At 71.9% G+C, this 23108-nt stretch carries 17 protein-coding genes; 10 read left to right on the top strand and 7 right to left on the bottom strand.

What is annotated here, in order from left to right:
• The first annotated feature begins 421 nt into the window (after nucleotides 1–421).
• Nucleotides 422–1369, top strand: a complete 948-nt coding sequence (locus SCWH03_RS16330) for a phosphotransferase family protein (RefSeq protein ID WP_173264989.1) — start codon at nucleotides 422–424, stop codon at nucleotides 1367–1369.
• 214 nt (nucleotides 1370–1583) lie between these two features.
• On the opposite strand, the gene SCWH03_RS16335 is transcribed toward SCWH03_RS16330, so the two are convergent.
• Nucleotides 1584–1877 carry a GntR family transcriptional regulator gene (locus tag SCWH03_RS16335; RefSeq protein ID WP_173264990.1) on the bottom strand — a complete coding sequence of 98 codons (294 nt, stop codon included), beginning with the start codon at nucleotides 1875–1877 and terminating at the stop codon, nucleotides 1584–1586.
• Nucleotides 1878–2053: 176 nt separating this feature from the next.
• Between SCWH03_RS16335 and SCWH03_RS16340 the strand changes: the two genes are divergently transcribed.
• The 3 genes from SCWH03_RS16340 (at nucleotide 2054) to SCWH03_RS16350 (ending at nucleotide 4265) form a co-directional block, all read left to right on the top strand.
• Nucleotides 2054–2395, top strand: a complete 342-nt coding sequence (locus tag SCWH03_RS16340) for a hypothetical protein (protein WP_173264991.1) — start codon at nucleotides 2054–2056, stop codon at nucleotides 2393–2395.
• Nucleotides 2396–2950, top strand: a complete 555-nt coding sequence (locus SCWH03_RS29100; protein ID WP_254076794.1) for a hypothetical protein — start codon at nucleotides 2396–2398, stop codon at nucleotides 2948–2950. It abuts the gene before it with no gap.
• Between the two features lie 394 nt (nucleotides 2951–3344).
• Nucleotides 3345–4265, top strand: a complete 921-nt coding sequence (locus SCWH03_RS16350; protein ID WP_308788878.1) for an aldo/keto reductase — start codon at nucleotides 3345–3347, stop codon at nucleotides 4263–4265.
• Between the two features lie 247 nt (nucleotides 4266–4512).
• On the opposite strand, the gene SCWH03_RS16355 is transcribed toward SCWH03_RS16350, so the two are convergent.
• On the bottom strand, nucleotides 4513–5484 hold the full coding sequence (locus tag SCWH03_RS16355; RefSeq protein WP_173264992.1) for a trypsin-like serine peptidase: 972 nt from the start codon (nucleotides 5482–5484) through the stop codon (nucleotides 4513–4515).
• Nucleotides 5485–5675: 191 nt separating this feature from the next.
• Nucleotides 5676–6161, bottom strand: a complete 486-nt coding sequence (locus SCWH03_RS16360; protein ID WP_173264993.1) for a GNAT family N-acetyltransferase — start codon at nucleotides 6159–6161, stop codon at nucleotides 5676–5678.
• 50 nt (nucleotides 6162–6211) lie between these two features.
• Between SCWH03_RS16360 and SCWH03_RS16365 the strand changes: the two genes are divergently transcribed.
• On the top strand, nucleotides 6212–7021 hold the full coding sequence (locus tag SCWH03_RS16365) for an exodeoxyribonuclease III (RefSeq protein WP_173264994.1): 810 nt from the start codon (nucleotides 6212–6214) through the stop codon (nucleotides 7019–7021).
• A gap of 420 nt (nucleotides 7022–7441) precedes the next feature.
• Here SCWH03_RS16365 and SCWH03_RS16370 read toward each other — a convergent pair whose 3' ends face one another.
• Nucleotides 7442–8059, bottom strand: coding sequence for a MerR family transcriptional regulator (locus tag SCWH03_RS16370; RefSeq protein ID WP_173265152.1), 618 nt, complete (start codon nucleotides 8057–8059; stop codon nucleotides 7442–7444).
• A 187-nt stretch (nucleotides 8060–8246) separates the two neighbouring features.
• Here SCWH03_RS16370 and SCWH03_RS16375 point away from each other — a divergent pair, with 187 nt between their 5' ends.
• Both SCWH03_RS16375 and SCWH03_RS16380 read left to right on the top strand, forming a co-directional pair.
• Entirely contained in the window at nucleotides 8247–9791 is a 1545-nt protein-coding gene (locus SCWH03_RS16375) for a flavin-containing monooxygenase (RefSeq protein WP_173264995.1), read from the top strand.
• Nucleotides 9792–10029: 238 nt separating this feature from the next.
• Nucleotides 10030–10911 carry an SDR family oxidoreductase gene (locus SCWH03_RS16380; RefSeq protein WP_173264996.1) on the top strand — a complete coding sequence of 294 codons (882 nt, stop codon included), beginning with the start codon at nucleotides 10030–10032 and terminating at the stop codon, nucleotides 10909–10911.
• Between the two features lie 165 nt (nucleotides 10912–11076).
• On the opposite strand, the gene SCWH03_RS16385 is transcribed toward SCWH03_RS16380, so the two are convergent.
• On the bottom strand, nucleotides 11077–14610 hold the full coding sequence (locus tag SCWH03_RS16385) for a S41 family peptidase (protein WP_173264997.1): 3534 nt from the start codon (nucleotides 14608–14610) through the stop codon (nucleotides 11077–11079).
• A 160-nt stretch (nucleotides 14611–14770) separates the two neighbouring features.
• Here SCWH03_RS16385 and SCWH03_RS16390 point away from each other — a divergent pair, with 160 nt between their 5' ends.
• Both SCWH03_RS16390 and SCWH03_RS16395 read left to right on the top strand, forming a co-directional pair.
• Nucleotides 14771–15358, top strand: coding sequence for a TetR/AcrR family transcriptional regulator (locus tag SCWH03_RS16390; RefSeq protein ID WP_173264998.1), 588 nt, complete (start codon nucleotides 14771–14773; stop codon nucleotides 15356–15358).
• A gap of 260 nt (nucleotides 15359–15618) precedes the next feature.
• Complete coding sequence (locus SCWH03_RS16395) at nucleotides 15619–17784, top strand: MMPL family transporter (RefSeq protein WP_173264999.1); 2166 nt, start codon at nucleotides 15619–15621, stop codon at nucleotides 17782–17784.
• A 308-nt stretch (nucleotides 17785–18092) separates the two neighbouring features.
• Here the strand turns inward: SCWH03_RS16395 and SCWH03_RS16400 are convergent, their stop codons facing one another.
• Together SCWH03_RS16400 and SCWH03_RS16405 are read right to left on the bottom strand one after the other, a co-directional pair.
• Entirely contained in the window at nucleotides 18093–21257 is a 3165-nt protein-coding gene (locus SCWH03_RS16400) for an NACHT domain-containing protein (RefSeq protein WP_371872687.1), read from the bottom strand.
• Between the two features lie 188 nt (nucleotides 21258–21445).
• Nucleotides 21446–21811: an SsgA family sporulation/cell division regulator gene (locus SCWH03_RS16405; protein ID WP_173265001.1), complete on the bottom strand. Its 366-nt coding sequence runs from the start codon at nucleotides 21809–21811 to the stop codon at nucleotides 21446–21448.
• Nucleotides 21812–21990: 179 nt separating this feature from the next.
• Between SCWH03_RS16405 and SCWH03_RS16410 the strand changes: the two genes are divergently transcribed.
• Nucleotides 21991–23103 carry an energy-coupling factor ABC transporter permease gene (locus SCWH03_RS16410; protein WP_173265002.1) on the top strand — a complete coding sequence of 371 codons (1113 nt, stop codon included), beginning with the start codon at nucleotides 21991–21993 and terminating at the stop codon, nucleotides 23101–23103.
• The last annotated feature ends 5 nt before the right edge of the window (nucleotides 23104–23108 follow it).

Consider the following 23108-nt stretch of genomic DNA (forward strand, 5'->3'; position numbering starts at 1 on the left):
CCAAGGAAGCGGGCTTCAGCGTCACCGGCCGCAAGGGCGGAAGCGTAGTGATCGCGGACGCCCTCATCTGCGAGGTGCATGGGCCCGGTCAGAGAAAGCGCGACATGAGACGTCCCGGGCTACCCGACCATCGAGGTTCCCCCTCGGCAGATGCTGCTCAGAGCCGTGGTGTCTCGCGGCCGAGGGCCGAGGGCCGAGGGCGGATGCCGGAGCGGTGCGTTGGGGCGGGCGGAGCCCGCGACGATCCGCACAGCTCGGACTACCGGCCCGGGACCGCGCCGACGCGGGCCCGGCGAACCCTTCCTCTGCACCCGCTCGCCCCGCTTTCGCCTGCTCCAGCCGCCCCCCCCGTGTCGCATAGCGTGGTGACCGCCCCGCCCCGCCCCGAGCAGGGTACGAATCCCCGGAAGAATGAGGACCGATGTACTTCCCCGCCGCGCTCACCCGTGACGAGGCGACCCGTCTCGTGCGCCGCTGGACCCGGGACGAGGAGCCCCGGCTGATCGGGCAGGGAATGGAAGGGCTCGTCTACGACATCGGCCGGGACCGGGTCGCCAAGGTCTGGTTCGGCGAGTCGGCGGCGACCCTGCGGCGGACCCGGGTCTTCTACGACGTGCTCGTCGGCGTCCCCTTCGGGTTCGCGGTGCCGCGCATCCACGAGGTCCGCCTCGTCGAGGGCCGCTGCGTCACGATCGAGCGCAGGCTCGTCGGCACGCCCCTGGCCGACCGCCTGGAATCCGGCCGCATCACCCCGGGCGGGGCCCGGTCGGCGCTCCTTGACGTGCTGACCCGGCTCGCGAAGTGCGGGCCGCTGCCCGAAGGGCGGGCTCTGCCGGTCATGGACGAGGCGGTCCCGCTCTACGAGGCGGCCGAGGATTTTCCCGAGGCCCTCCACGCGCTGGCCGAGCGTCGTGCCTCCCGGTTCAGGGGTGTACTCGAACCGGCCGTCGAGGACCTCGACAAGAAGGTGATCGCGCTGCGGTGCCGACTGCGCGAGGTCGACAGCGGCCGGCGGTCCGTCGTCCACGGCGACCTGACTCCCGGCAACGTCCTGGTGGATCCCGCCGGTACCCCGACCGCGGTCCTCGACTGGGGCTTCCTCACCACCGAGGGGGACCCGGTGTTCGACGCCTCGGTCGCCGCTTCGGTCTTCGACATGTACGGGGAGCGCGCCCTGGAGACCGAACTCGATCTGTACGCGCGGATCGAGGAGCGCCTGGGCTGCGAGCGGGAGGCGCTCCTGGTCTACCGCGCGGCGTACGCCTTGGTCACCGCGAACGCGTACGACGCCGACGGCAGGGACGGGCACTTCGCCTGGTGCGCCGCGGCCCTGAACCGGCCCGATGTCGTACGAGCGCTGCTGGGCTGAGGGGATCCCGGTCGCCTGGACGGTCGCGCTGTTCGTCGACGGGGTGGAGCGGCGCCTGCGGTGGAGGCCGCGAGGAGTGGGGCGTGCCGGGGTACCGCCGGTGAGCGCTTCCCCGCGACGCTGGGCGTCCGGGTCGTACGGTGGCGACGGCAGTGTGTTGCCGAGTGGGGCGGCTGTCCTCGCCCGGGGCAGTCGGACCGCCGGCCGCGGAAGGTCAGTCGGTCGGCTCGTCAGGTGCGGGTGGGGTGGGTCGAGGCCGCTCTGCTCGTACGAAGGTGCCCTTGATGGGAACCGTGATGACGAGGCCCTGATCGCGGAGTTCGCGGACGGCTCTGCGGATGGTGTTGATGGCTACGCCGTACTGCTCGCTGAGGTCGCGCTCGGCGGGCAGCCGTGCTCCCACGGGAAGGCGGCCGTTACGGATCTGTTCGGCAATGTGGTGCACGACCTGGAGGTACACGTAGACGTGGCTCGCCGGGTCGGGCCTCCAGTCGCGGTCATCTGCCATGTTCTGCACGCTAAGACGCCTCGTAGCAGCGCACCACATACGGCAACGTCCTGATGCATCAGCATGCATCAGGTTGCTACCTTATGCTTCCTAGTGCAGAGTGGGTCGGGACAACGAAAGCCCCGGCGGCCTGGCAGGGCCCCGGGGCACGGCCAACGCTTTCGAGGAGCGTCGACATGCACGACCTTATCCGCAGGCCCGCCGCGTGGCTGCTGGGGCTGGTGTTCGGCCCCGGCGCCGGGCGCCATCGCGACGGCGCACGCCGGGCGCGCCCGGCAATCGCACCACGGACGGACGCGATCCGTCCCTGCCGGCTTGCCGACCGCCTCCCCGCCGCCCGGTCACCGTACGGGCTCGGCGCCCCGCTGGACGGCGGGGCCAGTGCCCTCGTACGCCCCTATCTCCTCGCGTGCGACCGGGAGGGCGTGCTCCAGCGGCGGCGGAGGCTCGCCCTCGCCGCGGACCTGGGCATCGAGTTCGACCGGCATGTGATCGGTGCCGAAGGGGTGATGGCCTGAATGGAGACTCCCACGAACCCGCCGACGCGTTCGGCGACGACCTCCGCGCCCGCTCGGGGTCGGGGCGCTTCGCCCCTCGCCGCCCTCGGCCCCGCCGCTGCCGCGCGTCTGCTGCCGTGGTCGTCCCCGGAGGGCAAACCGTGCCATCTGGTCACCGACGACCCGGGCAGCTATCTGTCGCGGTTCGCCGACGAGGTGGAGGCCACGCAACTGGCGGTGGGGAGGCAGGTCCTGGCGGACGCCGGGAAGGTTCTGGCGGATCCCATGTCCCCGTACAGCGAGGTCCAGTACGCCGGTGTCCGGCTCGCCGAGTGCCTGGCGGATGCCCTGCGGGTCGCCGAGTCCCGGGGGATGCGGCTCTCCGGTGCCGGTGGCCGCTCCGACGGGGGCACCGGCAGTGGCGACCACCACCCCGGCGAACCGACCGCCGGACGAGCCGCCGGACACGGTGACGAATGCGGTGACCGCGATGGCGGTGTGCGCCCCGAGGGCGGGCCTCGGGTGGTGGCCGAGGGAGGTGGCGCTCCCACGGTGAAGGAGCCGCGAGGGCGCTGACCCGGGACCCGCCCGCCGGGGGCGACCGGCGGCCCCGGGCGCCGTGGGCCGGCATCGGCCCTGAGCGCGGGCGGTCCGGGCGGCTCGGCACATCATGAGGGGGTGGGCGGCCTGTGAGCCCGCCCCCTCGTGCAAGGCGACCCCCTCGTGCCCTTGTCGGGTCCGTTCCCGTCGTGTCCCTGTCGTGTCCCCGTCGGGTTCGGCGTCCCCTGTGTGTGCAGGGACGGCAGCGGCCACCCGCACCCTCCCGCCGCCTCCGCGTAGCCGTGGCCAGTAGGGTCGCCGGGTGACGACGAAGACGGACACGGCAAGCACGACCAGCACAGCGAGCACGGCAGGCAGGGCAAGCACGGCAGCCGCGCCAGGCACGGCAGGCGTCGCGGGTGATCGGCTGCTGTACGGCTGTATGGGGCTCGGCGGGACATGGGACGCCGCACCGTACGGCCCCGGCGACATAGCCGCCGCCGAGGCGGCGGTCGAGGCGGCGCTGGACATCGGCATCACCCGGTTCGACCACGCCGACATCTACCGGCACGGCAAGGCGGAGGCCGTGTTCGGCGAGGTCCTGGCCCGTGCTCCGGGGCTGCGGGAGCGGATCGTCGTGCAGACCAAGTGCGGTATCCGGCTCGCGGACGGGGAGCGCCCGGGGATTTACGACCTGCGCGGGCGGACCGTCGTGCGGCGGGTCGAGGAGAGTCTGGCACGGCTGCGCACCGATGTGATCGACGTGCTGCTGCTCCACCGGCCGGACCCGCTCGCCGACCCCGACGACATCGCCGAGGCGCTGACCTCGCTGCACCGGCAGGGCCTGGTGCGGCGGTTCGGGGTGTCCAACATGGGGGCGGCGCAGATCGCGACGCTGCGGGCCCGGCTGGAGGTGCCGCTCGTCGCGAACCAGCTGGAGATGAGTCTGCAGCGGCGCGACTGGCTGGAGGCCGGGGTGGTCGTGAACACCCCCGGGGCCGCCTCGAACGGCTTCCCCTTCGGCACCCTGGAGTACTGCCGGGACAACGGCATCGAGATCCAGGCCTGGGGCGCCCTGGCGCAGGGCCGCTTCACCGGGCGGCAGGAGACGCCGGAGGAGCAGGCCGCGGCCGGGCTCGTCGCGTCCCTCGCCGAACGGAAGGGCGTGACACCGGAGACGGTGCTGCTGTGGTGGCTGCGGCGCCACCCCGCGCGGATCTCCCCGGTGATCGGCACCGCCAGCCCCGAGCGCATCCGCGCGTGCGGGCAGGCCGCGCGGCGGGAGCCGGACCTCGACCACGAGGAGTGGTACGCGCTCTGGCTGGCGGCCCGCGGCGTGCCGCTTCCCTGAACGGCTCGACGGCGCTGCCGTACCCGCCGGTCTCGTGTCTCCAGGGTCCCGTACCCGGCCCGGCGCGCTCACTTCCGCCGGCTCCGCGGCGCTTGCGTACCCGCCGTGCCCTTTTGCCCCCTTTTGCCGGCCGCGCTCGCTCTCGTTCCCGCACGGTGCACGGTCACGGCGGTCTGCGGTCTGCGGTCTGCGGTCTGCGTCCGGCGGGCCGGCGGGGGAGTTGGGCGGCCCCCGCCGGCCCCTGTGGTCAGGAGGTCTGGGCGGTGTCGTACAGCGCCTTCGCCTCATCGCCGAAGTACGGGCCGAACATCCGGTTCGGCAGGAAGATGTAGCCGAAGCTGTTCACCGAGACCTGCAGACCCGTGCCCGCCGTCTCGTCGAAGCCGGTGAACCAGGGGCCGCCGCTGGAGCCGCCGGTCATGTTGCAGCCGAGGCTGTGGTCCTGGGTGAACAGCCAGTCCTTGGAGCTGTTTCCGCTGCAGTAGATCAGCTTCGAGCCGTCGTACGGGGACACGGCCGGGAAGCCGAAGGCGTACATCTGCTTGTTGTAGCCGCCGTTGAACTGGAGGCCCTGGGCGCCGGTGACGGCGGTCAGGTTCTGGCCGTTCAGCGGGGCGAGCACGGCCGCGCCGATGTCGTGGTTGATGTCCTCCGTCGCCTGCCACTGCGGGGTGGTCAGCGTCTTGGTGGCGGTCCACTGGCCGTACGGGGCCTGGCCGTTGTCGTAGGCGGGCACGAAGACGACGTTGCCGTGCCAGCTTCCCTGGTACTTGACGCAGTGGCCGGCCGTCATGACGGTGCTGCCGTTCTGGCTGGTCACGGCGTTGGCCGAGCAGGACGAGTTGCGGCCCTGGAAGGTGAAGAAGAGCCGGCCTGAGGTCTTCACGACGGCGCCGCCACCGGTCCAGGGGCCGCCCGCCTGGGGGAAGGCGGTCGGGGCGACGGTCGTCGTCACGGCCCCGGGCTCGGGGGCCTTGAGGGTCTTCAGCGCGTCCGCGCCGAGGGTGAGGTCGAGCGGGGCGGCCGCGCGCATCCGCTCGGCGGTCCAGAAGGTGCGGGCCTTCTGCTGCTCGGCGGCCGTGGCGTGGTGGGCCGCGGGGCTCGGGGCGGGGGACGGGTCCGGTGTGGCGGCGTGGGCGGCGGTGGTGGCGGTCAGGCCGCCCGTGAGCAGAGCGCCGACGGCTAACAGGACCGCTGCGGCTGTGCGATGGCGTCTCACGCATGTCTCCTTCTGCCGGGGCAGGTGGGGGATGAGAACGGTGCGGATCGACGTTCGTGAGGCAGATTGCCACGGCCCGACGAGATTGTCAGGAGCGCGCCAGGGCTATTGTTCTCGCCCTGACTGCCGGGACGGGTGCGGCTGTTGAGGCGGTTCATCGACGGGGTGCCGAGGGATACCCCGCGTCGGGCTCAGTGCGGGGTGAGCGGTTTGGCGAAGCAGCGGCTGCTCTCGTGCTCGCGGTAGTGGCCGAACTTGGCGCACGGCTCGTAGCCGCTCGAGGCGTACAGCGCGATGGCCTCGGGCTGGGCGGTGCCGGTCTCCAGGACCATGCGGGTGCGGCCGGCCGTGCGGGCGTCCTCCTCCAGTGCCGCCAGGACGCGCCGTGCCACGCCGAGGCCGCGCGCCCCGGGGACGACGTACATCCGCTTGAGCTCGGCGTCGCCGTTCGCGTACCCCTCGGCGTTCTCGTCCTGGGTGCGCCAGCCGCCGGAGGCGACCGGGCGGCCGAGCCCGTCGTAGGCCAGCAGGTAGAGTCCGCGCGGCGGGACGAACATCGAGGGGTCCAGGGGTGTGACATCGCCCTCGTCGCCGTAGCGCTCGGCGTACTCCAGCTGCACCTGGTCGTTGAGTGTGACGGCGTCGGGGTGGTCGAAGCGCGTCCGCCGGATATCCATGCAGGATATCGTACATCTATGCGGGCCGGCTCTCCGGTTATTGTTCCGGGGTGCTCACTGTGACCAGCGTGAATGTGAACGGGCTGCGGGCCGCCGCCAAGAAGGGCTTCGTCGAGTGGCTGGCCGGGACCCCCGCCGACGTGGTGTGCCTCCAGGAGGTACGGGCCGAGCCCCACCAGCTTCCCGACGAGGTGCGCAGCCCCGAGGGCTGGCACGCGGCGCATGTCCCGGCCGCCGCCAAGGGCCGCGCCGGCGTCTCCGTCCTCACCCGGCGCGAGCCGGACGCGGTGCGGACCGGGTTCGGCAGCGCGGAGTTCGACGGCAGCGGACGCTATGCCGAGGTCGATCTGCCCGGCGTCACGGTCGCCAGCCTCTACCTCCCCTCGGGTGAGGTCGGGACCGAACGCCAGGACGAGAAGTACCGCTTCATGGACGCGTTCCTGCCGTATCTGAGGGATCTGCGGGAGCGTGCGGCAGCGGACGGCCGCGATGTGCTGGTATGCGGTGACTGGAACATCGCCCACCAGGAGGCCGACCTGAAGAACTGGCGCGGCAACAGGAAGAACTCCGGTTTCCTGCCCGAGGAGCGGGAGTGGCTCGGCCGGGTGTACGCGGACGGCGAGACCGGTGGCGGGTACGTGGACGTCGTCCGCGCCCTGCACCCCGAGCAGGAGGGCCCGTACTCCTGGTGGTCCTACCGGGGCCGCGCCTTCGACAACGACACCGGCTGGCGCATCGATCTGCTGGTGGCGAACCCGCGCCTCGCGGAGCGGTGTGTGAAGGCGTATGTGGAGCGGGCCGCGAGCCACGCGGAGCGGTGGAGCGACCACGCGCCGGTGACGGCGGTCTTCGAGTCGTAGCGCCGGGCCCGCGGTGCCTGATCTCCACGCGGGGCCCGCGGTGCCGGGCCCGCGGTGCCGGGCCCGCGGTGCCGGGCCCGCGGTGCCGGGCCCGCGGTGCCGGGCCTGTACGCCGGGCCCGCGGTGCCGGACCTCCGCTCCGGACCGCGGTTCCGGCCCCGGGCCGAGCCCTCGACCCAGGGCGGGGTGACCGGTGGTCCGCCACCCCTGGTCGTGGGGTCGCCCGTGCGGCCGTCGCGGGCTCGCGGTGCCGCCGCACCGGGCGGGTGCGGCGGCACGGCACTGCGGTCGGGACCCGTGCTGCGGTCGGGGCCCGTGGTGCGGTCGGGACCTGCGGTGTTGCCGGGACCCGTGCTGCGGACGGGCCCGGGAGGGGGTAGGCGGCCCCCTGCGGTGCGCCCGCCTGCCCGGCCCCACCGGTCAGGATCCCCGCAGGCGGCGGTCCAACGCCAGCGAGAGCTCCGCGTCCACCACGCTCTTCGCCAGCGGGCGCAGGCGCTGCAGGTCACCCTCGGCGGCGTGGGGACGCAGCAGTTCGACGAAGAGGGAGGCCAGCGCCTCGGCGTGGCCGCGTACCTCGCGGCCGGCCGCCAGGACCGCCGAGAGCGGGACGCCCTCCTTCACCAGTGCGGACGAGACGTCGAGCAGCCGGCGGCTGATGTGGACGAGCTCGTCGCCGTCGGTGGCCAGATAGCCGAGGTCGAGCGCCGCCGAGAGGTTCTCCGCGGTGGTCTCGCCCTCGAAGTAGTCGGAAAGGGCCTCCGGGGTGAGCCGGACGGGTGTCTCCTCGCTGGGCTCCCCGAGGCCCAGCACCTCGCCGACATCGCGCCCGCTGTCGAAAGCGGACGCCAGGTCGGCGATGCCGCTGAGGGTGTGGCCGCGTTCCAGCAGGGCCGCGATGGTCCGCAGCCGGGCCAGGTGGTGGTCGTCGTACCAGGCGATCCGGCCCTCCCTGCGGGGCGGGGGGATCAGCCCACGCTCGCGGTAGAAGCGCAGGGTGCGCACCGTGATCCCGGCCCGCTCGGCCAGTTCCCCCATGCGGTACTCGCGGGTGCCGCGATCCGTGCGCTGCTTGTCCGTCACGCCCGCAAGCGTATGTTGTACCGCTGGTAACCGGTTCGGTCCCACCTCTACCGCTCGGTATGCGGAGGCTTTACCCTCCCATCGTGCCAGTGGTTGCTGGCATGGTTCGGTGGGAGTCTGTCTGCGGGAGCCGGGAGGCGGCATGAGCCAGCGGTACGAGCACGTGCGCGTGGCGGTGATCGGGTCCGGCTTCGGCGGTCTCGGTGCCGCCGTCCGGCTGCGCCGCGAGGGGATCACCGACTTCGTCGTGCTGGAGCGGGCCGACTCGGTCGGCGGGACCTGGCGGGACAACGGCTACCCCGGCTGCGCCTGCGACGTGCCGTCCCACCTCTACTCGTTCTCCTTCGCGCCCAACCCGGACTGGCCCCGGACGTTCTCCGGGCAGGAGCACATCCGCGGCTACCTGGAGCACGTCAGCGACACCTTCGGGATCCGCCCGCACCTCCGCTTCGGCCACGACGTGCTGATGATGCGCTGGAACACCGGCGAACTGCACTGGGAGATCGAGACCTCGCGGGGCGCGTTCACCGCCGACGTCGTGGTCTCCGCCACCGGACCGCTGTCCGACCCCAAGGTCCCCGACATCCCCGGACTCGACGGATTCCCGGGGAGGGTCTTCCACTCGGCGCGCTGGGACCATGACTACGACCTGCGCGGAAAGCGGGTCGCGGTGATCGGGACCGGTGCGTCCGCCATCCAGATCGTGCCGGCGATCCAGCCGCTGGTGGCGAAGCTGACGCTGTTCCAGCGCACCCCGCCCTGGGTGATGCCGCGGATGGACCGGGCCATCGGCGACGGCGAGCGCCGGCTGCACCGCCTGCTGCCGCTCACCGCCACCATCCGCCGCGGACTGCTCTGGGGCATCAGGGAGTTGCAGGTCAGTGCGTTCACCAAGCGTCCGGAACGGCTCGGCCTGGTCGAGTCGCTGGCCAAGGCCAACATGGCCAAGTCCATCAAGGACCCGGCGCTGCGGGCGAAACTGACCCCGTCCTACCGCATCGGCTGCAAACGGATCCTGCTGTCCGGCGACTACTATCCCGCGCTCGCCCGGCCCAATGTCGAGGTCGTGGCCTCCGGGCTGGCCGAGGTGCGCGGCTCCACGGTCGTGTCGTCAGGAGGCGCGGCGGCCGAGGTCGACGCGATCGTCTTCGGCACCGGCTTCCGGGTCACCGACCTGCCGATCGCCGACCGGGTGGTGGGCGCGGACGGCAGCACCCTCGCCGAGACCTGGAAGGACGGCATGGAGTCGCTGCGCGGTGCCACGGCGGCCGGCTTCCCCAACTGGATGACGATCATCGGCCCCAACACGGGCCTCGGCAACAGCTCGATGATCCTGATGATCGAGTCCCAGCTGAACTACCTGGCCGACTATCTGCGCCAGCTGGACGTCCTCGGCGGCCGGGTCGCGCTCGGCGCCCGGCCGTCCGCCGTCCGCGCCTGGAACCGGCGGGTCCAGGAGCGGATGAAGCGGACCGTGTGGAACACCGGCTGCTCCAGCTGGTACCTCGACGCGAGCGGCCGCAACACCACCCTCTGGCCGGGTACGACCGGGGAGTTCCGGCGGCAGACGCGCACGGTCGACCTCTCCGAGTACGAGGTGATCCGCGCGCCCCGCACCGCGGTCGCGGACCGGGCTGCCGGGAGCAGCGGAGTCGCACCCGCGGCGGTGGGGGAGGAGGGCGCGTGAGCGGTTCCGGAGCAGAGCACGCGAGTGGTCCCGGAGGTGGGTGCGTGAGCGGTTCCGGAGGTGGGCACATGAATGGTTCCGGAGGAGGGCGCCGCACTGCGGGGCCGCTTCGCGGTGCGGTGGGCCGACGCGCCGCGCCACTGCCCTGCGGTACGGGAGGCCGCCGCGCAGCGGGGCCGTTTGACGGCGCGGGAGGCCCCGCGGGGCCGGGCACCCGTACGACGCAGGAGGAGGCGGTATGACCAGGGTCGGTCTCGAAGGACAGGTTGCCGTGGTGACCGGAGCCGCCCGAGGCGTGGGCGAGTTGCTGGCCCGCAAGCTGTCGGCGCGCGGGGCCAGGGTCGCCCTCGTCGGCCTGGAGCCGGAGGAACTCAAGGCGGTCGCCGGGCGGTTGCACGGCGAGTGCGGCCACTGGCACGCCGATGTCACCGACCACGAGGCGATGGCCCGGGTGGCCACCGAGGTCGGGGAGCGTTTCGGCAAGGTCGACATCGTCGTCGCCAACGCCGGTGTGGCGACGGGAGGTCCGTTCGCGGACTCCGACCCGGAGGCGTGGCGGCGGGTGATCGAGGTGAACCTCGTCGGGAGCGCGGTCACCTGCCGGGCCTTCCTGCCGCTGCTGGTCGAGTCGCGCGGGTACTACCTCCAGATCGCCTCGCTCGCCGCGATCACCGCGGCGCCGATGATGACGGCGTACTGCGCCTCCAAGTCGGGAGTGGAGGCCTTCGCCCACAGCCTGCGTGCCGAAGTGGGCCACAAGGGCGTGAAGGTGGGCGTCGGGTATCTGTCCTGGACCGACACGGACATGGTGCGCGGGGCCGACCTGCACGACGTGATGCGGGACCTGCGGCAGCGGCTCCCGTGGCCGTCGAACCGCACCTACCCGCCGGGCCCGGCCGTGGACCGGCTCGTCGCCGGGATCGAACGGCGCTCCGCCCATGTGTACGCGCAGTGGTGGCTGCGCGGGATGCAGTCGGTCCGCGGCGGCCTGCCGGCTCTCGTCGGGCTGGCCGGCCGGCGGGAGATGGCGCGTGTCGAGTCGCGGCTCAGCGGGATGCGGACGGGGCTCGTGGGTGCCGGCGGGGCCGCTGACGAGCGGGAACGTACGGAGCGTAACTGATCGAAGCGCATGGAATATCCGCACATGCACATGCACATGCACATGCCGGTCTGGTCGAGGCCCCGGGGGCCGGCCGGGGCGCACCCGGTGGACGGGGTGCGCCCCTTGCCCGTGGATCCGGCCGTGGGGCGCGGCCGCCGCGTCGCGTCCCCCGAGTCCCGTCGTTCAGCGCCGTGGCGGCAGTGGAGGGCGGCGCCGGTCGGGGGCGTTCTCGTACCCCGGAGGTGTCCTGGTCGGATCCTGCGCCAGCCGGTCGAGCGCGAGCTGCACCGCGGTGTCGAGATCGGTGCGCTTGCCCTCGGCCCAGTGCAGCGGCGGCCGTTCGGCGAAGATGTCCGGCTCGACGCCGTGGTTCTCCACCGACCAGCCGTACGCCTCGAACCATGCGGCGTTCATCGGCACGGTGATCACCGTGCCGTCCACGAGCCGGTGCCGTCCGGTCATCCCGACCACTCCGCCCCAGGTGCGCTGGCCCACCACGGGTCCCACGCCCAGCAGTTTGAACGCCGCCGTGATCATGTCCCCGTCGGAGGAGGTCGCCTCGTCCGCGAGTGCCACGATCGGTCCGCGCGGGGCGTTCGAGGTGTACGAGACCGGCTGGGCGTTGCGCGTGAGGTCCCAGCCCAGGATCCTGCGGCTCAGCTGCTCCATGACCAGCTCGCTGATGTGGCCGCCCGCGTTGCCGCGCACGTCCACGATCAGCGACGGCCGCGACACCTCTATCCGCAGATCGCGGTTGAACTGCGCCCAGCCGGAGCCGCCGAGGTCCGGGATGTGGAGGTAGCCGCATGCACCTCCGCTCATCTCCCGTACGACCGCCCGCCGTTTGGCGACCCAGTCCTGGTAGCGCAGGGGGCGCTCGTCGACCAGCGGGGCGATGGCCACCCGCCGCGGCGGGCCCTCGCCGTCGGCCGATCGGAAGGTCAGTTCCACGGTCGTTCCCCCTGCTGCGGCCAGCAGTGGGTAGGGGCCGGTCAGCGGGTCCACCGGGCGTCCCTCGACATGCGTCAGCACGGCGCCTTCGCGGATCCCGGTACCGGCCAGCGGGGAACGCGCCTTGGAGTCCGAGGAGTCGCCGGGCAGGATCCGGACGACGGTCCAGCCCTCGTCCCTGCGTGCCAGGTTGGCGCCGAGCAGTCCCATGGCCCGCTGGTAGTGCGGGGGCCCCTCGTTGCGGCGCGCGGGCGTGACATAGGCGTGCGACGTCCCGAGTTCGCCGAGCACCTCACGGAGCAGGTCGGCGAACTCGTCGGGGGAGGCGACCCGTTTGAGCAGCGGACGGTACTGCTCCAGCACGGCGTCCCAGTCGATCCCGCACATGCCCGGGTCCCAGAAGTAGTCGCGGATGAGCCGGCCGGCCTCCTCGTACGCGCCGCGCCACTCCTCGGGCGGGTCCACCTCGTGCAGGATCCGGCGCATGTCGAGGTAGACGGTGGAGTCACCGTCGCCGGACTCGGTCGCCGGTACGGCACGCAGCTCGCCGTCGTCGAAGACCACCAGCCGGGAACCGTCGCCGCTGACCGCGAACCAGTCGAGGTGCGCGACGAGTTCGGTCCTGCGCGCCTTCGGGATGTCGAAGTACTCCAGGGTCGGCCGGTGCGAGGGGTCGGCGGGGTTGGCGAACGTCTCGCCGAGCGCGCCGGAGATCGGCCACCGCAGCCAGACCAGCCCGCCGCCCGCCACGGGGTGCAGTGAGGAGTACTTGGAGGCGGCCACGGGGAACGGTGTGACCCGGCTCTCCAGCCCCTCCACCTCCACCATCGCCGCGCCCTCCCCGACGTCGGCCTCCGTGGGGTCGAGCCCGCCGGCCGCCGGCCGCCCGTCGGGCAGCAGCGCGAACGGCGACGGCGTCGCCGACGACAGCGGTACGAGGTAGGGGCGGCAGCCCAGCGGGAAGGACAGGTCGCCGGTGTGCACGTCGTACACCGGGTCGAAGCCGCGCCAGGACAGGAACGCCAGATAGCGGCCGTCACGGGTGAAGACGGGGGACTCGTCCTCGAAGCGGCCGTTGGTGACGTCGACGACGGTGCGGGGGCCGGGGCCGGTGATGCGGGCCATCTTGATCTGCCGCAGGGTGCGGCCGATGAAGGGGTGCGACCAGGTGAGCCAGCTCCCTTGGGGGGAGAAGGCGAGATCGCGCACGGGGCCGTTGACGGAGCGGATGAGCTCGGTGACGAGGCCGTCGCCGGAGCCCTCGGTGTCGCTCGGGTCTGTTCCGGGTGTGACTGTTCCGAGTGTGTCTGTTCCGGGTGTGTCCGTTCCAGGCGTGCTTGTTTCGGGCTTGACCGTTCCGGGTGTGCCTGTTCCGGTCGTACCGGCGCCGCCCGCTTCGCCATCCTTCCCGTGCCTTCCGTGCCTTCCGTGCCTTCCGTGCCTTCCGCCCTTTCTGTCCTTCCCGTCTCCGGAATCCCCCTCGCCTGCGGTCCCCACCACCCGTACCTCCCCGGCCCCTTCCTCTTCCTCCTCCGGCACCGTGATCAGCAGCAGCCGCCCGTCGTGCGAGGCGATCGCGAGCCGCTCACCGGCCGGGTCGGAGACCATCTCCAGCACCCGGCCCAGCCGCCCCGACGCCAGCCGCCTGGGCGGCCGGTCGCCGCTGGCCCGGGGCAGGTAGGCGATCTCGACGGCGTCCTCCCCGTCCGCGTCGGTGACGTATGCGACCTGTCCGCCGCCGCTGCCGAGCATCACCGGCAGCCGTACCCGTACGCCCGGGGTGTCGGTGATGGTGCGGGCCGGCCCGTCGCGGTGGGTCAGCCAGTACAGGCTGCCGCGTACGACGACCGCACTGGCCCGGCCCGTGGTGTCGACGGAGAGGCCGGCGACATTGCTGGCGGCGGGGACCTGGTGGCGCCGGCGTCCGGCGCGCGGGCCGCCGAGCCAGACGTCCAGCTTCCGCGGCTGGGAGCCGGGCGCCAGGTCCTCCACGATCCACAGGTCGCCGGCGCACTGGTAGACGACCCGGCTGCCGTCGCTGGAGGCGTGTCGTGCGTAGAAGGCGTCGTGGTCGGTGTGCCGGCGCAGATCGGTGCCGTCGGGCAGGCAGGAGTAAAGGTTTCCGACGCCTTCGTGGTCCGAGAGGAACGCGATGCGACCGCCCACGAACATCGGGGAGTCGAGATGGCCGCCGATGTCCGCGAGCAGCCGTTCGCCGTGCAGATAGAGCCGCCCCATGGCGCCGCCCCGGTAGCGCTTCCACCCGGCCGGTTCGTGCGGCGGCTTCCCCGTGAGCAGCAGGGTGCGGTGCTGTCCTTCGGTGTCGGCGACGGAGATGTCGGATACCGGCCCCCAGGGCAGGCGTTTGCCCGGGTCGCCGTCCGTGGGCAGCTTGTAGGCCCAGGAGAAGTAGGAGAAGGGCTGGCCGTGCGAGGAGACCGCGAGGATGTTGCCGTCCGGGTCCCAGCCGCAGACCCGGGTGTCGGTCGAGCCCCAGTAGCTGAGGCGCTGTGCGGGGCCGCCGCCGACGGGTGCCAGATGCACCTCGGGATCGAGGCTGCGCCAGCTCGTGTAGGCGATGAGGCTGCCGTCCGGGGAGAAGCGGGGGTGCCCGATCCTGGTCCGGTCGACGGTGACCCGCCAGGCCCGGCCGGGACCCCGGCCCGCCGGGGCGAGGGGGGCGATCCAGAGGTCGTCCTCGGCTGCGAAGCACAGCAAGTCGTCGTGCAGATGCGGAAAGCGGAGATACGCGACGTCGTGGCTCACCCCTAAATGCTTTCCGCGCGAGGAGGGCCCGGCAACTTGTGGGGGCGGTCTTTCCCGGGCGGTGCGACTGTGGCCCAGGACACGTACGAAACGGTTTCGTTTCGCATCGCGGTGCGGTACCTTCGTCGTGTACGAAACCGTTTCGTTCGGAAGGTTGGTCATGGCTCGCAGCAGACTCACGCCCGAGCGCGCGGCCGAGCTGTACGAGGCCGTGCTCGACCTGTTGCGCGAGGTCGGTTACGACGCCCTCACCATGGACGCCGTCGCCGCACGCACCCGCTCCAGCAAGGCCACCCTCTACCGCCAGTGGGGGAGCAAGCCCGAACTGGTCGCCATGTCGCTGCGCAACAGCAAGCCGGTGGACATCTCCCGGATCGACACCGGAAGTCTGCCCGGCGACCTCCACGAGATGGTCTCCCAGGCGGACGACGGCCAGATGGAGCGGGACAACGCGCTGATGTGCGGCCTCGCCCGGGCGGTCCACGAGAACGACGACCTGCGGCAGGCGCTGCGCGAGCTGTTCATCGAGCCCGAGATCACCGGACTCGACGTACTGCTGCAGCGGGCGGTCGCCCGCGGTGAGCTCTCTGCGGACACCCCCGCCCTGAAGTACGTGTCGCACATGCTGGTGGGCGCGTTCGTGGCCCATCCGCTGATCAGTGACGAGCCCATGCACCAGACCGTCCTGCACGAGTACCTGGACGCGGTCGTACTCCCGGCCCTTGGCGTTCCCGCCGGAGGCGACTGACGTACCCTGCCTGCCTCTCCCTACCCCGCCACCCCGCCCGGCCCCGCGCGAGACCATCCCCATCCCGCGCAGCCCGTCCCGCGCAGCTCATCTCACGCAGCTCATCTCACGCGAGGCACCTGCGTGAACCACCCCGCGATCCCGCGCGACCCCCTCCCCGCCCCGCAGTTCCGCACCGTCCCACCTGACGCGCACCGCTCACGTCGTCGGGCTGGTCAAACCTGCCCCTCACCCCTACGACCTGACCGGGAGATCTCCTCGTGGCCACCTTCCTCTACAAACTCGGGCGGTTCGCCTTCCGGCGGCGACGGCTTGTCGCGCTGCTCTGGGTAGGGCTCTTCGCCCTCGCCGGGGTCGCCGCCTCCTCCGCGCCGACCGCCGCGTCAAGTTCCTTCTCCATACCGGGTACCGAGGCCCAGAGGGCCTTCGACCTGCTCGAGGAGCGCTTCCCCGGGACCAGCGCGGACGGCGCCACCGCACGCGTCGTCTTCAAGGCGCCCGACGGCGAGAAGATGACGGACCCCGCCCACCGGGCCGAGGTCGAAAAGGCCGTCGCCGACCTCAAGTCCGGTTCGGACCAGGTCGCTTCGGTCGTCGACCCCTACCAGGCCAAGGCGGTCAGCCGGGACGGCACCATCGCCTACACCCAGGTCTCCTACAAGGTCAGCGGGATGGAGCTGACCGACGAGGACCGGGAGGCCCTCACCGAGGCCGGGGAGAAGGCCAGGGACGCCGGGCTGACCGTCGAGATCGGCGGTGACGCGCTGCTGGCCGCCCCGGAGACCGGCGCGTCCGAGGTCATCGGCGTCGGCGTCGCCGCCGTGGTCCTCGTGATCACCTTCGGCTCGCTGGTCGCGGCCGGACTTCCGCTGCTCACCGCCATCATCGGGGTCGGCATCGGCGTCTCCACCATCACGGCCCTCGCCAACACCCTCGACCTCGGCTCCACGACGGCCACCCTCGCCACCATGATCGGGCTCGCCGTCGGTATCGACTACGCGCTCTTCATCGTCTCCCGCTACCGGGCCGAACTGGCGGAGGGACGCGACCACGAGGAAGCCGCGGGTCGGGCCACCGGCACGGCCGGCTCCGCCGTCGTCTTCGCCGGACTGACCGTGGTCATCGCGCTCGTCGGCCTCGCCGTCGTCAATATCCCCATGCTGAGCAAGATGGGCTTCGCGGCCGCCGGCACGGTCGCCATCGCCGTCCTGATCGCACTCACCCTGATCCCGGCCCTGCTCGGCTTCGCCGGCAAGCGGGTGCTGGGCCGCAAGGTCCGCAAGCAGACCGCGCCCGCGGGCGACAAGCCCAACATGGGTACGCGCTGGGCCCGGTTCGTCCTGCGGCGCCCGGTCGCCGTGCTGCTCGCCGCCGTCGTGGGCCTCGGAGCCGTGGCGGTGCCGGCCGCGTCACTGGAGATGGGCCTGCCGGACGACGGCTCCCAGCCCACCAGCACCACCCAGCGCAAGGCGTACGACCTGCTCTCCGAAGGCTTCGGCCCCGGCTTCAACGGGCCGCTGCTCGTCGTCGTCGACGGCGACAAGGCGGCGGCGGAGGGCACGGCGAAGGACATCGCGGCGCTCGACGGGGTCGCGGCCGTCACACCGGCCACCTACAACAAGGCCGGCGACACCGCGATGATCACGGTGATCCCCGAGGACCGGCCCAGTTCCACGGAGACCGAGGACCTGGTCCGCACCATCCGCGACACCACCGGCGACAACGTGCACGTCACCGGCGCCACCGCGATGAACATCGACTTCTCGCAGCGGATGAACGACGCCCTGGCGCCCTATCTGGCGCTCGTGGTGGGACTGGCGTTCCTGCTGCTCATGGTGGTCTTCCGGTCCGTCCTGGTACCGCTGAAGGCGGCACTCGGCTTCCTGCTCTCGGTGGTCGCCGCCCTCGGCGCGGTCGTCGCGGTCTTCCAGTGGGGCTGGCTCGGCTCCCTCTTCGGCGTCGAGCAGACCGGCCCGATCATGTCGATGATGCCCATCTTCATGGTGGGTGTGGTCTTCGGGCTCGCCATGGACTACGAGGTGTTCCTGGTCACGCGAATGCGAGAGGCCTTCGTGCACGGCGAGCGGCCGGGCCAGGCGATCGTCACCGGTTTCCGGCACGGGGCCCGGGTGGTCACCGCAGCAGCGGTCATCATGATCGCGGTGTTCGCGGGCTTCATCGGCTCCAGCGAGCAGATGGTCAAGATGATCGGCTTCGGCCTCGCGATCGCGGTCTTCTTCGACGCCTTCGTGGTCCGGATGGCGATCGTGCCGGCGGTGCTCGCGCTGCTGGGCGGCAAGGCCTGGTGGCTGCCGCGCTGGCTGGACCGCGCACTGCCGAGCGTGGACGTCGAGGGCGAGAAACTGGGCGGTCCGGGCGCCCCTGCCGGGGACGGCGGCAAGGAGCGGGAGCTGGTCGGCACCTGACGACGGACCGGACCGGGCGGCTCGCCGCCCGGTCCGGGCGCGGGCGCCCCAGCCGGGGCCGGAACCCGGGCTCCGCCCCGCTCCGCCCCGCTCTGCCCAGTCCGGTCCGGCGATACCGGGACCGCGGGAGCGGAGGGGGCGCGGGTAGCGCACGGGCCGTCGGGGCGTTTACAGGCGTCTGCCGACGTTACCGGGATCTGCCGGCAGACCAGGTGCCGCGGATGCCGCGGCCTGCTCCTGATCGCACGCGCCGGCGACAAGGCCCCCGCTCTGGGGCTCGGCAGCCCTGCCCGGACGGACCTCCGTGATCACCGCGTCCCGACCCTGTTGACAGGACGGGAGTTGAGCTGCACGGCCCCGGGAAGAGTGTCGGCGTTCAGAAGGCCGCGGACGTGGGTCGTGAACACCTCGCGTAGTCGGGGGTGGGCGGCCAAGGGAGCCAGATCGACATCCACGGTGTTGTGTACCTGCAGCGTGGTCATGGACGGGAAAGCCGCGACGACGGGTCTCAGGTCCACTGACGCACCGTCGCTGATCAGGTGGACTAAGGCGACACCGTCCAGGCGAAGGCCCGTGGACTCCAGGTCGGCGAGTTCGGTGGGATTCAGGCTGAGGACGCGGAGCTTCGCCAGGCTCGCAATGGCTTCCCAGTCCTCGGGGGCGAGCGGGACGCCCAGGTCCAGGCCTATCTGGTTCAGGGATGGAAACTCGACCAGGGAGGAGAGGTCATGCGCGTCCGGCGAGAGGAACAGGCACTGCAGGGGCGCCTCTCGTGACACCACTCCGAGCCCCGGCCACCGCGTGCCAGAACCGAGACTGAGCGTGGTGAGCCCGGTGAGCTCGCGTATGGGGCTGAGGTCCTCGACCTCGGGGAGATCGAATAGGACGAGCGTTTCCAGAGGCAGCCGGGACAGCGAGTCGAGGGATGAGATGTTTGGACATCCCTGGAGGTAGAGCGCGCGCAGATCCTGATACCGCGACAGAAACCTGAGATCGGTGGCGGAGTTGAGGGCCAGCCCCAGCCTCCGGGCCTGTCGCGTGCCGAACGCTTCCCGGATCTGGGCAGGGGTGAAGTCGCCGATGAGATCGACACTCCCGTGACCGCCAAGACTGCCCAGTGCCGCGAGCTGTTCCGGCGTACGGACGTGGACGGGGGTCTTCGGCGACTTCAGCAGGTGCCGGACGATTTCGTGCGTGTATGCCTCGGTGTCGAACCTGTCCCAGATGAGGCCGAGTTGGATGCGGACGTCTTCGCTCTCGTGTTCCCGGTACCGAATCAGGAGCGGTAGGGCGGCATCACCGCCGACCAAGGCCGCGGTATGGACGACCCGGGCCGCGGCGAGCCCGTCCTCCACCGCTTCCGGACCGGGCAGCAGTTCCAAAACCATCGGCCCGAGGTCCGCCAGGCTGCGGGTCTCGCCGAAGTTGCGCGGCGGAATCAACTCCCCTGCCCGCCGCTCCACTTCCTCCCGCACCCCCGGGTCGAGCTTCGCCGCGTGCTCAAGGCAGGCCGTCGCCAGCAGATGCAGCCGCGTCCGGTGCTCTTCCTCCTGGTCCCCCCGCTCCAGCAGCCCGGTCAGCAGCCGAGCCCGCTCGCCCGGCCGCGCGTGCGCGACCGCCAGCCGGACCACGTCCTCCCACTGGTCCAAATGGGCATGGGCGATCAGTACGTCGAAGTCCCGCTCCTCCACGGCCGCCCGCGCCCCCAGGTAGTCCTGGAACGTGCGATGCACGAAGTCCACGGCCCCAGTGGCCGGTTCGCGCAGCAGGCCGCTGCGGACGAGCAGGTGCCGGAGGACGTCCTGGGCCGAGCCCTGTTCGGCGACGTGCGGCATCGACGGCAGCAGCCGCTCCAACTGGTGCACGGCGGTCGCTCGCTCCATCTCCGCCCGGCCGTTGCGGATCAGCCAGTAGGCGAGCCGCTGCAACAGCTCGACCTGGGATTCCTCATCCAGTTCGACGGCCAGGTCTCGTTCACGGTCCCGGCGTTCCAGGAGCATGGACAGCGCTGCGTCGTACAGGGCCTTGCGGCCGCGCGGCAGGAATCCCCGGCGTTCGCGGTGCAGGGCGCAGACCAGGGCGCACATCAGCGGGTTGGTCACGAGCCGACCCAGGTCCTGTTTGGTGCGGACTGCGTCCAGCAGACGCCTGCCCAGCGCCGGGTCCGCGTCCGCCGCCCTGTGCCAGCGGCCGACGAACACCGCGATGCTCTCGCGGCTCATCGGGGAGAGTGTGAGTTCGGTGAAGTCCTCACCGGACAGCCACTCGGCCCGCACGGCGGAGGGACGCGAGGTCACCAGGCACAGGTTGCCCGGGAACGCGGCGAGCAGGTCGGCCAGCCACCGCCGGGTGCGGCCCCGCTCCTGCTCCAGTACCTCGTCGATGCCGTCTATCAGCAGTAGCCCGCGCCCGGCGGCGAGCACCCGGTCCGCCCAGCCGTGCGGCTGGGAGCCGGTGAGCGGGCAGCCGACCGCGCTCAGGAAGTCGCCGGGGGCGGGGAGCCGGGCCCCGCCCCGGGTCAGGGTGCGCAGGGGGAGAACGAAGGGCACGCGGCCCATCAGATGGGCGAGCCGCCCTGGGAGCTCCTTCTGGCGGGCGGTCGTCACGGCCAGCCACTGGACGAGTGTGGTCTTCCCGGAGCCGGCGACGCCGCGCAGCAGCACGCGTGCGTGCCCCGCCAGGGCCTGCTCGACGGGCTGGGGGGCGGGCGGAAGACGGTGTGCGCCGAACCTCTGGCCGGGCTCCTCCCAGCCCTCGGCACTCCGGTCCGCCTCCAGGCTCAGGTACGCCGTGTCTAGTGGCCAGTCGCTGCGCTCGTCGAGGTCGATGCCGTAGATGGTGACGCTGCTGTGCCTGGTGGCGATGTACCGCGCGTACCGCTGCTCGAAGGCCGCGTCCTGCGCGGTGCGCGAGGTCAGGCGCTCGGCCAGGATGCCGGTGATCCGGATCAGCTCGTCCAGCCGCTGGCTCTGTTCGACGAGGGTGCGGGGCACGAAGGTCGAGCGCTGGGTGAAGAAGTGCAGGATATGCAGGCAGGCACCGGTGAGGAGACGGAAGTACAGCAACTCGGAGTCGCGGCTCAGGTGCAGCAGGAGCTCGTCACCGCCAGCTTCCGCGTGCAGACTGTCTGCCAGCGCCTCGTGCCCAAGCCGTACTGCCTGAACATCGTCCATGTCCAGGTCGCCCAGTGCTGTCAGTGTCCGTTCCAGCGCCCGTGCGACGGCAGCCGACTCCCCTTCGCCGATCGGAGCCTCGCCCGTCTCTTGCACCGCTCGGTCCACCGTCGCTTTGACGAGCTTGCGCAGCTCCCCGTCACCGAGTGTCCGCTTCTCACCCCGGAAGGACACAAGCGCCGAAAGCCGTACGGGCCTGTCGACCAACCCGGCGCCCGGACCCTGCTGGGCGAACAGTCGCTTCACCATGGGACCCACCAGGCCGGATGCGATCCTGGTGCCGACGGCCGTAGGGTCCACCCGGCCTCCCCCTCAGCCGACTCCTCTGGAGGCTCCAGCCTAACGGCGTCAGACTGGCGATGCCTGAGGAACCGGCGCGCGTGCCGGGCGGAACTGGCCCGGATCCGAGGCACGCCCCTTCGGCCCGGATGCGTGACGGGCCCGGACTCCGGGCCCGTCACGCATCCGGTGACGCGTCGCCGGCGTCGTCACACCCTGGTGGCGGGCGCGGCCGTCACCCCGCGGGTGCGGTGCAGGAAACGCGCCAGGGGGCGGGCGTCGAACTGGATCACTGAAACTCCGTCCGGTGAATGGAACTCCACGATCACCTGGGCGCGGCCGCACGGCCAGACGGCCACCGGACCCCCGCGAGCCGGCGCGCGCAGACCCGCCTCCAGGAGGTCGCGGCGGAACGTCCATTCGGTACCGCCGGGGAAGACGCACCGCACCGCGTCGGCATCCCCGCCGGGCTCGTAGCGGAGGGCCACCGGCACCGACCGGTGGTGAGGGGCGTCGTTGACGATCTGGGCCTCGGCGTGCTCTATGACGGAGGGGCTCTCCACACTGTGAGACATCGCTCGCTCACCGCTTTCGCTCTCTTTGTCCTCTCATGCCCCGTATTCCTCCTCGTAAGCTCGGGCATGGTGCTGGCATCTGTCGCTGATACGCTCTTGCGATTGATTCGCAACAGGACGCATCATCGGACGGTCGACCAGCCGGGCCGAGGCGGCCTGTCCCGGAAGCGGAGCCAGCCATGCATGTCCCCGACGGATTCATCGACCTCCCCGTCTCCGCGGCGGCCGGGGTCGCCGCGGCCGCCGCCGTCGCCGTGAGCCTGCGCGGTGCCCGGCGGGAGCTCGGCGGTACCACCCACGCCGGAAGCTCCGGAAGCAATGGGAACTATGGAGGCTACGGAGGGGAGCAGACCGCGCCGCTGGCGGGACTCGTCGCCGCGTTCATCTTCGCCGTCCAGATGCTCAACTTCCCCGTGGCGGCCGGGACCAGCGGCCATCTGCTGGGCGGGGCGCTGGCGGCGATCCTCGTCGGGCCGTACACGGGGGTGCTGTGCATATCCGTGGTCCTGCTGCTCCAGGGCGTCCTCTTCGCCGACGGCGGTCTCACGGCGCTCGGCGTCAACATCCTGGTCATGGGCGTCGTGACGACTGTTGTCGCCTACACCCTGTTCCGTGTCCTGGTGCGGGTACTGCCCCGCAAACGCAGGTCGGTGACGGTCGCCACCTTCCTGGCGGCCCTGGTCTCCGTGCCGGCGTCCGCGATCGCCTTCACCCTCCTCTACGCGATCGGCGGGACCACCGACGTACCCGTCGGCACGGTCCTGGGAGCCATGACCGGTGTCCATGTCCTCATCGGCGTCGGCGAGGCCGTGATCACCGCGCTGACCGTCGGCACCGTCCTCGCCGTACGGCCCGACCTCGTCCACGGCGCCCGCGGTCTTTCCGCGCCGCTGAAACTGAAGGTGGACGGCGAACTGGTCGACGCCTCGCCCGACGCCGTACCCGCGTCCGCCGCCTCCCCGCGTCCGGTGCTGCTCGCCGGCCTGGTGATCTCCCTCGTCCTGGCCGGCTTCGTCTCCTCCTACGCCTCCGCCGACCCCGACGGACTGGAGAGGGTCGCGGCCGACAAGGGCATCGACACCGCGGTCGCGGACCACGCCTCCGCCGACTCCCCGCTCGCCGACTACGGCATCAGCGGACTCGACGACGCCCGGGTCTCCGGCGGCCTCGCGGGAGTGATCGGCGTCGGCGCGACGCTGGCCGCGGGCACCGGCGTCTTCCTCGTGGTCCGCCGGCGCCGCCTCGACACCGACAAGGCCGGTGAGGCCGGCGAGGAATCCGTACGGGCCTGAGGAGC

The organism is Streptomyces pacificus (assembly GCF_011766325.1).
Lineage (GTDB): Bacteria > Actinomycetota > Actinomycetes > Streptomycetales > Streptomycetaceae > Streptomyces > Streptomyces pacificus.